Raw genomic sequence first — 11,944 nt, forward strand, 5'->3', positions numbered from 1 at the left:
TCTACCCGACACGAGCGTATAGCTCTTCCCGTTTGCAAACATCTTTTGCGATAAGTCCATCACGCAACAGCAAAGTCCGATCGAAATAACTTCTCACTTCATCGTTATGGGTGACCATGACAATTGTCTGCCCCTCCTTATTCAGAACACTCAGTAATTGCATTATCTCACGGCTGGTTCCGGTGTCGAGGCTGCCAGTCGGCTCATCAGCGAGAATCAGTGGTGGCTCGTTGACCAGAGCGCGAGCAATTGCGACTCGCTCCTGTTCGCCACCGGAAAGTTGATTCGGCAGATGGCCCGCACGATGTCCCAAACCAACCCGTTGCAACACAGAATGAGCCATTTCCTTTTTTTGTCGCGAATGAATCTTCTTTACCGCCAACGGCAACATTACGTTTTCTTCTGCCGTCAAATAAGGGATCAGGTTAAAGGCCTGAAAAACAAATCCGAGATATTCTCGTCTAAAATCAGCACGTTTCTCGCTGTTTAATTGATAAAGGTCAATTCCATCAACCACCACGGCACCTTCAGTCGGATGGCACAAACCGCCGAGGATCGACAACATGGTGCTTTTCCCCGATCCGGACGGTCCCATAACCCCGACAAAAGCTCCCTCTTCGATCTCCACACTGATCCCGTCCAGCGCCTTCACTTCAACCGCATCGCTGTTATAGACCTTGTGCAAATTTGAGAATTGAACAAACGACATACGGTACTCCTATAATGAACGCAAAGCTTCGGTCGGATCGAGTCGACTGGCCTGCAGGGCCGGATAAAAAGAAGCTATACAACCAACGACCAAAGCTAGCAGAATCGCCCCAGCCCCCAGTGCAGGATCCCACAGCGTTTTTACTTCCTGCTCGGTCATAAAGGGAAGAATCGCTTCTGTTGCCCCCATCCCGGTGAGAAAGCCGAGCAACCCAGCCAGCAAACTAACAGCTGAAGATTCCATTAGAATCAGCCGCATGACGTGGGAGCGCCGGAATCCCAACGCCCTGAATATGCCTATTTCACGAGTTCGCTCGTTGACTGCCCCCATCATGGTGACAAAAACGACAAGCGCACCGATTAGTAGAACGACGCCAGCTATCACCAAAGAGAAGGTGCGAAACTGCTCCAGACTGTGCATGCGGGTTTTAACCACCTGCTGGATCGCGCTGACCTCAACACCCGGTAGAACCGAACCGATCTGCTTAACCATATCGGTAACAGGACATTCGGAACAAAGCGCTGCCACCTCGACCAGTGAAACTGTGCCGTTTTTATTCAGTAGCTGCTGGGCCATCGGCAAAGAGCCGATCAGGAGCTGATCGTCCTGAGATCCGGTTTTGGCCAACACACCACTTATCTGGAACTCTTCCCCGGCGACAGTGATTTTGTTACCCACCTGCAACCCCAATTTCTGCGCGACCGCATACCCGGCGACCAGCTGCCGGTCATTGGTCACTGCCAGACCATCAATACTCCACCAACGTTTGAGGTGAAACTCTTTGTCAATGTCGACGCCCATCAACATCACCCGCTCTTGACCTATTTCTACCGCTCCCAGCACCTTCGGAGCAACCGCTGCTATATTGCGGTTATTCGGAATCATCATGATCTTTTCCAGATCTACCTGCTGAATTTCCGTGCTATCGACGGAAACTCCCCCCAGGGTAATCCCTCCATAGCTAAGCGAGAGGTTGTCGCTTCTAGGCGTGATCAGGATGTTGGCACCGTAGTTCTCCATTTTGTGCTGAATGTCTGCCGTGAGGGCGCTCGACAAAGAAACCAATGTCACGACCGTGGCAACACCGATCATCAGACCGAGTACTAAAAAAGCCATGCGGCTTTTCCGTCGACGCAGATTATTGAAAGCGATTGATTCCAACTTCACATCAGCCCCCTACCCACCGAAATACTTTGCGCCTTGCAGAATATCACTGTCATTGATGACCAGTTGTTTCCCTTCAATCCGACGGTTCAGCGGCGCTGGGTTACAGCCCCCTTTCACCACGTTGATCAGGTCGGAGCGAAACTGCATACCGCAATTGTTGCAAACCATTGAAGTCGCTTCCTGCCGATAACCCTTTTTCTCCCGATAGCAAACATCACAAGCATCAAACGCAGCCCGCATCACCCCATCAACACTTTTGATGACGAAAAAGCTGATATCTCCTGTGTCCGACGCATACTTGAAGTAGTGTGCATTGCCATCACTTATTTCATTAATATCGAGTCGCACTTCACCGTTGTTGCTGTTTACCATGACATGACCATCAGAAGCGCCTTGGAAAAGGAAAAAGCAACCACCACCAATGGCGAGCACTGCAACGACAAGAACCGCTGCGATAATTCCGCCAAAACCATTTTTCTTTTCCTGATCAAACATCTCTTTTTTAGCCTGACGTTGCCTACTCATTCACATCTCCTGATTTTTTTTGGTTTTTAAAAACTCATCAGAGCGATCAGCAACAACTACCACCGCACCCGCCCGAGCCAATAGCTTGTTTCAATTGTGGGTCATAAATGATGACAGGTGAATTATCGAGGAGTGACCGATACCATTGGTCAAGAACCTGTTGCCGCTGTTGCTGATCATTTGTTTTGCCGATCACGAACTGATCGATATTGCGGCTGATCACCATATCTTCCTTAAGTTGTCGGCGAAAATTTTCAATTGAACCGTAACGACTCTGAATATAAGAACCAATGTTCGGCATCCCTTTTTGCATCTCCTCAATACGCAGTTCCACTTCACCCGGTTGAACAACAACTAGGTTTTTCTCAGCTGCTTGTAATAACAGAGTCTTTCGCATAATCGTTTGCCAGACTTGGGCAAGAGCCTGTTGTCTACCTTCCATCTTTTCTTCAGGACCGGAATTTTTCAGAAACTGATCAAGCTGCTGCTCAAAATCCTGCCGCGAAATAAGTTGATCGCCGATCCTGGCAACATAATTGGCAGCAAGACGGGTTTCTTCGTTCTGAAGCAAATGATATTGCTCTGTCGAGAGAAGCTGTTTAACAGACGCCGGATAGCCCGCTTCAGTAATGGTATCGGTCAACTGCTTCGGTGTAACCAGCAAAGGATCGTATGCGACCTTCCCGATTCCAGTTGTTACGCTTATGTCGATTTTTTCAACACCAGAAACTTTGTCCAGGGCCTTAGTGATATTGTCCACGCAGGCACCGCAGGTCATATTCTCAACCTGAAGTTCTGCTAAGGCTAAATCAGACTGTTTCGTGATCCGGGTCGTAAAGCCTGCGTACACAGATGCTCCAACCACGGCAACAACACTTAACAAAATAACGACAATGATTTTTAACTTCATCCCAACTCCTCATTCTGCAAGTAAAAAGATTCCCCCTGCACAGATCAGGATTCATGCCAAAAGCGAAAAGAGCTTCAATAGGCTGATTTCAAATATTTTTTGGGATTAAACGCTACACGACTTGAGGAATATTCTTCAGACAGATTGTAGACTTTTCTACAGTACAATACGGTTGGCTAGGATGCGTACGAAGACCCTATCGTTTCGATCGTCTCACGTATTTTCGTGAGAAGAAGAAACGGTGAAATAGGTTTATTCAATAAGATGATGTCGTCGCCGACCAACCCCTGGTCGCGTAAAGCGTTGAAGGTATAGCCACTGATAAAAACCACGGGAACATGGGTTCGTTTACGGATTTCCTGATAAAATTCAATCCCTTTTATCCCAGGCATAACAACATCGGAGAGAATCAGACTCAACTCCTGCTGCTTGACATCCAGCATCTTCAGAGCCGAGTCAGCACAGTTACTGGTTACCACCTGATAACCAACAGAAGTAAGAATGTTATAGGTCGTTTCCAGAACCTGAGGGTCGTCTTCGACTAGGAGAATGGTTTCGTTGCCACCCGGCAGTTCTGAAGTGCTTTGCGAATATTTCTTCAGTGGTCTTTGGGTCGTCATGGGTAAATAAATTTTGAAACAGCTACCCTTCTCATGGGCACTGTCAACCAAGATATATCCCTTATGCTGCTTGACAATCCCCCAAGCAATCGCAAGTCCCAACCCAGTCCCTTTCCCGGTATCTTTGGTGGTATAAAAGGGGTCAAAGATATTTTGCAAAACCTGGTGCGGGATTCCAACACCGGTATCCGTGACTGTAATCAGAGCATAATCGCCCGGCTCTCCGTAGCCATGTACCTTACAGAAGTCCTTATCAATTACCGTCCGTGAGGTTGTGATGGTCAGCGTGCCTCCACCGGGCATGGCATCCCGTGCATTGGTCGCCAGATTGACCAGCACCTGCTCGAGCTGTGAGGTGTCGGCCAAAACAAATAACTGCTGCTCTGCAAGGTGAAGATTTTTGTCAATATGTTCTCCTATCACTTTGCCGAACAGATCTTGGACCTGCAGTATCAGGTGGTTCAAGTCGACCGGCGTCGAAGGCCCCGTCTTTTTACGGCTGTACGCCAGCAAACCGTGAGTCAACTTGGAACCGCGTTCTGCCGCTTCAGCAATCTTGCTGATTTTCGGCAATAAGCCTTTATCGTTTGCATACAGGGATTGCAACAAACCAGCGTAACCGGAAATTACTGTCAGGATATTATTGAAGTCATGCGCGATCCCGCCAGTTAAGGTACCGATCGCTTCCATCCGTTGCGAATGTTGAAGCTGTTTTTCCAACGTTCGGCGGCGGGAGATGTCAATAAAAGTAATAACCCCACCGATCAACTCTCCATCGCGCATCATTTGATGCCCCCAGAACTCAACCGGTATTTCCTGTCCATCCTTTTTCAACAGAACCCCATCGGAACCGGTAACCTTCTCCTCGCTCTCTATTGCCGCCATGAAAGGGGAATCACTGTCACCGCCATTCAGCTCGCGCAGTTTCTCGTTATCAACTAATTTGCAGAAACTTTGGCCGACGATTTCAGACTCATCATTGTAACCCAACATACGCAAAGTCGATGGGTTACAGAATACGCACTCGCCGTTCAGGTCAATCCCGACAATCGCCTCAGCCGTCGAATTGAACAGAGTGCGTAGCATTTCTTCACTGTGTGCAAGTTCCTGCACATAATCGAGTCGCTCACACTCGGCAGCTGCGCGAGAAGCGATTACCGAAAGTAATTCTTCAACGTGGGGCACGGCCAGCATAGGCTTGCAAGAAAACGCGCTGACGGAACCAAGAATTTGTCCTTTGTGTCCGAACATCGGGATACCGATAAAGCTTTTTATGTCAGCCAGATTAAATAGGCTCAAAGCGGGGAATCGACCTGAAACACCTTCGGTATAGAAGCAGTAATTGCCATCAAGAATTTCCTCAAAGGGTGTACTGGAAACCTGCATCGTAAAAGGAGTTTTTAACTGACCATGCAGGCAGCTGGCCTGCATTTCCAAGCGATCCCCCACAATTATGCCGATACTAGCACCATCGGCGTTCAACCAGTCGCACAGGTTTTGGACGATTTCATCCAGACAATCCTGCCCAGTTAATCCAACCGTGCTACGCACCAAAGTTTTGATTGAGGACTCATATTTCTCTCGCAACGTGATGTCGCGAGCTACCGAGAAATAAACCTGCCGGCCTCCCAGTTCGAATAACTGACAACCGATTTCTACTGGCAACCAATCGCCGTCAGCAGTCAGCAATTCGGTTTTGAACAATGCCTGGTCATTTTCCCAAACTTCTTCGAGTATCTGTTCGAAGGTCTCCGGCTCTTCCTGGGCAACGCGATTCAGGTCATAAGGAGACAAGGCCTTAAACTGGCTTCTTGTATAGCCAAGCAGGCGGCAGGCAACATCGTTTACCTCGATGAAAGTCCCGGGCAAACCGTCGGAGAGGCGCTTTGAAACAAGGATGGCGTCGGTCACACCGTTAAACAAGCGAGAAAAATACTCCTGGTTTTGCATCAACAAGGTTTCCCGCTCATCGATGTTCTTACGCATCTCGCGAAAGCTATCTGAAAGCCGGTCAATCTCTTGATGATTTCCATAAGGCAACGGGTGAGAATAATCGCCTTCGGCAAAAGATTCAGCACTTCTCGCTAGATCAGATATCGGTCGGACAATTTTCCATGCCAACCGATGCGCCCATACCGCCGCTAACAAAAAAGCCAGAAACAGTGAGCTGATCAATATAATTCTCAGTCGCCAGACAATACTCGACAGTCCGGCATGTTCCTGCCCATATAGCATGATCCATTCGACCGACGGAATCCTAATTGCTGTACCTAGATAGGACTTGCCATTAAGTTCATAGTTGGTGGTTTTAACTATGCCGTCCAAGATCGACTCGACCGGTTGCAGATACTTCAATTCGGCGAGGTCAGGCATTCCTGCCTGAGGCAATTGAAAGATCATCCGCCCCTGTTGATCAAGCAACAACAGGTGGGCTGGCTGCCCTCCTGGCAGCGGGATAAAACGCTTATACAATCGCTCAATATTAATGTAAGCGAAAATCAGACCCACCTCACTGCGATGAGTCAGAGCAACCGAAACTCGGCCATCGAGTTTTGAGAAAAACGCCCTGGACCAGCTGGGTTCGACACTGTCGTTGACATCCTTATGTTGTGGCAGCAATGAAAAATCTTGACCGATAAAGTCAAACGGACTGCGGCGAAGATGATTCGGTAAGCCGGTAGCAGCAACCCGACCATCCGGGCCAAGGACAAAAACCGAATCGACGCTGTTGCTGCCATTGACGAGCTGATCGAGATAATCATTACACTTGCCCAGTTCGGAATTGAAAAGCTGGCAATATCGAGCTATTTCACGAACCAGTAGCTGCGGTTCTTGCAATTCCAGAGATATTTGAGCGGCAATCGATTCAGCGGTGGAATGATTTTGGCGGGAGAGGCTAAATTTCGTTTCTCGGGTAAAAAAGTCGAAAGATACAATACTGACAATCAGCAACGGCAGAATCGATACAACCACAAATCGCCAAGTGAGAGCATCTTTTAGGCTGTAATCGATCTTCATGTGAAAAGTCCGGTGAATGCAACAAGTCAGGTCAAAGTTAATTTTGCGCTGGAGTATAATTGAAAAAAACGATTCATTTCAATAAATTAAAAGCCTAAAGCTCCTTACTTATTTTAAATTTAAGGCCCTGAAACGAACAGCGCACACCGTCCGGCAAGATTTCATCAATGTGGGCACCATCAATTTCGGTCCCTTCCATAACCGGCAAATCGTTGATAACCGCTAGACGTGCTCCAGGATCCTGATGATAAACAATCTCGTCCACGCGCAAAGGTGGAATCTCGACTGTTGCCAACTGCTTAGTCTCAGTGTTTTTGTTCACCGGTGCTTCACCACGCTCTCCATCAAGTTTCACATGGTGGTCAATACTTTCCTCTACTGCAATCGACGGCTCGAGTTCATTATGTTCAGGTACCTGAGTTTCAGGCTGTACGATCGGCACATGTTTCTCCATTTGCGATCCGGTTTCCGTACTCAACAGCCAGAACCCTGCACTGGCCAGGACAAAAATAAAACTGATGCCCAGAACATAAATCGGCCAACGAGCCGTTTGCGGCTGATCATAGTTGCGCTTTAGAATATCGTGCGCCAAATCAACACTGCCACCTCCTATCGCCGCATTTTCATCTTCGACTTTACGTAGTGCTTTCAGGATAGAGCTCATCACTTCCCCTCTTCCTTCAGCCGCGGAATCTTGTAGCCAGCCTGACGATAAAGCCAAAACAAGGTATGATTTCCGACTCGCCCATCAGGATCCAGCTGTACCTTTCGCTGAAATTGAGTTACGGCATCGATTGTCGTTCGATCATAGACACTGTTGATCGGCACATCAAACTCCTGTAAACCGGAAAGCAGTGTCTGAAGTTTGCTTACATCCGACCCAATTTTTCCTGGCTGGTCAATAAAAGAAATTTCTTGATAATTGATATAAGGCAAAAAAGCCTTGCCGAACCAGATTTCCTTGAGAGCAGCAACATCAAGCCAGCCAGTTGAAGTGATAGCCGGACTGATATTGAACTGCCCGTCGAGGTATGCGTTTAACGACAAAAAACGCTTGCCGACAACATTCGGCAACGAGAGTTCGAGTACAACCGGCGCATCCAACAGCAACAACTCATCAGTCGTGGCCTGTAATTCCAGCAGGTCAAAACCAGCTCCAGCTAACGCGTTTGTCATCCCACCGCGAGTTCTGATGGGCGCAAGTTCCCGAATTTCTTTCCCCCACGCCTGGGCGACCTCCCGTAGCGATTGTTCAGCAGAAGCTGAAACCCCAATTGCATCGATCTGGCGAACCAGCTCGGCAACCTGCTCGGGTTTGACGGTTGCCTCGGTCAAAACAGGTTTCTCAACGGGGACAGCCTGCAGCTCTGTGGCAACTGCGGCCGGCAAATCCGTTTCGGGCAATTGCGGATTGGTCTCCAGCATAGACACCGGTATAAAAAAGAGAGCCAGAAAAAGCACCATTGCACCAGCCACTGCGATAGGACTTATGGATTTTTTTGCTTCTATTTTGTGTTGTCGCAACTCATCCTGCGCGATCTTTACATCCTGCCTACTAACCTTTTGCGCGTCCCGTCCATATGCAACCAACAACGCACGGTCACAGAGAATATTAATCAACCGAGGAGTACCCTGTGTGTAGTTGTAAATCTGCGTTAGCCCTTGTGGATCAAACAGAGCGGGGCTGGTATTACCAGCAACCCGTAGCCTATGCTGTATATAGTGAATCGTATCCTCCTTATCCATCGGCTGCAGGTGATAGCTGACGGCCACCCGCTGCTTCAATTGGCGCAAATCCTGTCGCTGCAGCAGTTCATCGAGCTCTGGTTGCCCAACCAGAATCATCTGGATAAGCTTTTCCGTTTCCGTCTCCAGGTTCGACAACAACCGAAGCTGTTCCAAAACCTTGGGATCAAGATTCTGGGCTTCGTCTACGACCAGTACCACCGTTTTTCCCACTTCTCTTTGCTGCAGCAGATAATGATTAAGCGACTCGTGCAATGTTACCAGGTTCGAACTTTCCGGGTCGAACACGATCCCGAACTCACGATGGATAATCTGCAATAGCTCAATGGCTGTCAGGCAAGGGTTGAAAATCAACGCTACGCAGTATCCCCCCTCTTCCAACTGACTGAGCAAAGTTCTGAGCACAGTCGTCTTGCCGGTGCCGATTTCACCAGACAGCGACATGAATCCGACCCGCTGCTGAATGCCGTAAAGCAGATGAGCAAAGGCTTCCTTATGAATTTTACTGAGGAAAATAAAGCGTGGATTGGGAGTAATGTGGAACGGCTTCTCTTCAAAACCGTACATCTTTAGATACATAAAAAGCCCTGACCGTCATAAGAGTTTTTATCTTTAACTAATCATTCACGGGGAACCAATATTTTTCAAGTTTTAAATAGCTAGACGATCCATCACCTTTTGCTAAACTCAAAGCAATTCAAATTAAAAACGGGAGGCCTGGTGATGGAAAGCTGGAGACGATTCACTCAGGATCAGCGGATCGCTTATTTCTCGATGGAAATCGGACTTAAAGCTGAAATTCCAACTTACAGCGGCGGTCTAGGTGTGCTGGCTGGCGACACAATCAAGAGTGCCTCCGACCTGAAAATTCCTCTTGTTGCCGTCACCCTGCTTTATCGCAGAGGTTATTTTCTACAGCATTTCGGCGTCGATGGCTGGCAACAAGAAACTGATGTCAGCTGGCAGCCGGAAAAACATATGCAGCTGTTGCCGACCAAAACCCTTGTCACGATCGGCCAACGCGATGTCAAGATTCAAGCGTGGCTCTATAACGTCAAGAGTCCAACTGGCGGCGAAGTTCCGATCCTCTTTCTCGACACCGACATCCCAGGTAACGAAGAGGAAGACCGCACAATTACCAACCACCTGTACGGCGGCGGACTTGACCTGCGCTTAAAACAGGAAATCGTTCTTGGTATTGGTGGAGCCAGGATCTTGCGCACGCTTAACTTTGACATCAAGAAATATCATATGAACGAGGGGCATGCCAGCTTGCTTACGCTAGAACTGTTGCATAACGCTCGCATCCCGATTGAAGGTTCCTGGAACGGCTCAAACTCCTGGGACATAAAAAAAGTGATGGAGCAATGCGTTTTTACAACCCATACCCCGGTTGAGGCAGGACATGATCGTTTCTCCTACGATTTGGTCGAACAACTTATGCCGCCAGAAGTACCGATCAACATGCTGAAAGACATCTCTGGTAAAGAAAACCTGAACATGACTCTGCTCGCATTGTCCCTAAGCAATTATATTAACGGCGTCGCCAAACGCCATGGAGAGGTATCGAAGAACCTGTTCCCCGGTTTCGAAATCCACGCCATCACCAACGGGATCCATCCATTCACGTGGTGTTCACCATTTTTTGTCAACCTGTTCGATCGGCATCTTCCCGGTTGGGCCAACGAACCGGAGCTACTAGTGCGGGTTGACAACATTCCCGACGAGGAGATCTGGGATAGTCATTGCGGCGCCAAAGCGTTTTTCTTTCAATATATCAAGGAGAAAACCGGCAAACAGCTCAATCCAGACCTGCTGACCATCGGTTTCGCTCGACGAGCCGCTGCCTATAAACGTGGAGACCTGATCTTTCATGATATCGACCGCCTTTTAGAAATCGGCAATGGGAAGCTTCAGTTTGTTTTTGGTGGCAAGGCTCACCCAAAGGATGAAGAAGGAAAAAAAGTCATTCAACGCATCATCAAGCAGGCGGAAAAAATGAGCGGTCAGATAGAGATGGTCTATCTGGAAAATTACAATATGGAGATCGCTTCTAACTTCATCCCGGGAGTCGATATCTGGCTAAACAATCCGATGCGCCCACTTGAAGCCTCGGGCACCAGCGGCATGAAAGCAGCACTCAACGGAGTACCAAACTTTAGCGTTCTTGACGGATGGTGGATTGAAGGACATATCGAAGGAGTAACCGGCTGGTCGATCGGTCCTCCACCAGCCGAGGTAGACATAGAAGTTGGTCGAGCCGCCGAAGATTTGGAAGACATGTATAAAAAACTCGAAAAAATCATCATCCCCCTCTTCTACCAAAACCGCAGCGGCTGGATTCAGGTGATGAAAAACGCCATCGGGAAAAATGCCTACTACTTCAACACCCATGTCATGATGCGTCGCTATGTCACCGATGCCTACATCAGGTAGAGCGCTTTTTCCGTCTTAAATATACTAGTTTGCAGGTAATCTCTCTTGCAGAGAATCTGCTTTGCAATTTCTCTGGTACTATGTTAGTTTGCTGCGGTTCTGGATAGCGAATCACCAAAGGAGATAAATGAATGACCACAATCCTGATTGCTCTTCATGTTGTTGTCTGCGTCGCACTGATCATTATTGTCCTGCTACAGATGGGCAAAGGAGCTGAAGCTGGAGCCTCATTTGGGGCAGGTGCCAGTCAAACAGTTTTCGGCGCATCCGGCAGCGGAAGTTTTATGGGGAAAGTAACTGCGGCGGCTGCGATTATATTTATGCTGACCAGCCTTTCACTTGCATACTTTTATGGCTCTCCAAGCTCACAAAGCGTCATGCCGAGCACAGTTGCATCACCTGAGCCTGAGACGCCTGTCCCAGCAGCATCACCTGTCCCTGAGGCACCTGCGCCAGTAGCATCACCTGCTCCTGAAGCACCTGCGCCAGTAGCCGCTCCGGCCCCTGAGGCCCCAGTTCCAACAGAGGAAAAAAAGTAATTTAACTGTTGATTATTGGTTGACAGCCGAGAAGGCTTTTCAGTATATATACAAGCCGTTCGCCGAAGTGGTGGAACTGGTAGACACGCCATCTTGAGGGGGTGGTGGGAGTATTCCCGTGCGAGTTCGAGTCTCGCCTTCGGCACCAAAATTGAGGCCATTGTAAGTAAATCTATTACTTATAATGGCCTTTCGTCGTTTGAGTTCGCTGGTCGTACACAAGGTCGTACACCATGCAACCCAAAAACTTCCCTACCTATTTGTTCAAATCCCC

General features: G+C 48.4%; 9 protein-coding genes and 1 tRNA gene. 3 read left to right on the forward strand and 7 right to left on the reverse strand.

From position 1 onward, the window contains the following. Position 1: 1 nt before the first annotated feature. The 7 genes from Q7J88_RS08810 to Q7J88_RS08840 form a co-directional block, all read right to left on the reverse strand. Positions 2 to 709: an ABC transporter ATP-binding protein gene (locus Q7J88_RS08810; RefSeq protein ID WP_303721807.1), complete on the reverse strand. Its 708-nt coding sequence runs from the start codon at positions 707 to 709 to the stop codon at positions 2 to 4. 9 nt (positions 710 to 718) lie between these two features. Further along, on the reverse strand, positions 719 to 1,876 hold the full coding sequence (locus Q7J88_RS08815) for an FtsX-like permease family protein (RefSeq protein WP_303721808.1): 1,158 nt from the start codon (positions 1,874 to 1,876) through the stop codon (positions 719 to 721). Between the two features lie 9 nt (positions 1,877 to 1,885). Next, a complete protein-coding gene (locus Q7J88_RS08820) occupies positions 1,886 to 2,401 on the reverse strand; it encodes a DUF2318 domain-containing protein (protein WP_303721809.1) in 516 nt (171 codons plus the stop codon). 46 nt (positions 2,402 to 2,447) lie between these two features. After that, positions 2,448 to 3,311 carry a cation transporter gene (locus Q7J88_RS08825; RefSeq protein ID WP_303721810.1) on the reverse strand — a complete coding sequence of 288 codons (864 nt, stop codon included), beginning with the start codon at positions 3,309 to 3,311 and terminating at the stop codon, positions 2,448 to 2,450. Positions 3,312 to 3,487: 176 nt separating this feature from the next. Continuing rightward, positions 3,488 to 6,949: a PAS domain S-box protein gene (locus Q7J88_RS08830; protein WP_303721811.1), complete on the reverse strand. Its 3,462-nt coding sequence runs from the start codon at positions 6,947 to 6,949 to the stop codon at positions 3,488 to 3,490. Positions 6,950 to 7,043: 94 nt separating this feature from the next. Continuing rightward, a complete protein-coding gene (locus tag Q7J88_RS08835) occupies positions 7,044 to 7,613 on the reverse strand; it encodes a general secretion pathway protein GspB (RefSeq protein ID WP_303721812.1) in 570 nt (189 codons plus the stop codon). Continuing rightward, positions 7,613 to 9,274: an ExeA family protein gene (locus Q7J88_RS08840; RefSeq protein ID WP_303721813.1), complete on the reverse strand. Its 1,662-nt coding sequence runs from the start codon at positions 9,272 to 9,274 to the stop codon at positions 7,613 to 7,615. The genes Q7J88_RS08835 and Q7J88_RS08840 overlap by 1 nt, the downstream gene beginning before the upstream one ends. A gap of 144 nt (positions 9,275 to 9,418) precedes the next feature. Between Q7J88_RS08840 and glgP the strand changes: the two genes are divergently transcribed. From glgP to Q7J88_RS08855, 3 genes are all read left to right on the forward strand, one after another. Beyond that, entirely contained in the window at positions 9,419 to 11,131 is a 1,713-nt protein-coding gene (glgP, locus tag Q7J88_RS08845) for an alpha-glucan family phosphorylase (RefSeq protein ID WP_303721814.1), read from the forward strand. A 131-nt stretch (positions 11,132 to 11,262) separates the two neighbouring features. Further along, the gene (gene secG, locus Q7J88_RS08850) at positions 11,263 to 11,670 is read left to right on the forward strand and encodes a preprotein translocase subunit SecG (RefSeq protein WP_303721815.1); all 408 of its coding nucleotides are present in this window, start codon (positions 11,263 to 11,265) and stop codon (positions 11,668 to 11,670) included. 61 nt (positions 11,671 to 11,731) lie between these two features. After that, positions 11,732 to 11,818, forward strand: a tRNA-Leu gene (locus Q7J88_RS08855). The last annotated feature ends 126 nt before the right edge of the window (positions 11,819 to 11,944 follow it).

The sequence above is a fragment of the Malonomonas rubra genome, assembly GCF_003247215.1.
In the GTDB taxonomy this organism is placed as follows: domain Bacteria; phylum Desulfobacterota; class Desulfuromonadia; order Desulfuromonadales; family Geopsychrobacteraceae; genus Malonomonas; species Malonomonas rubra_A.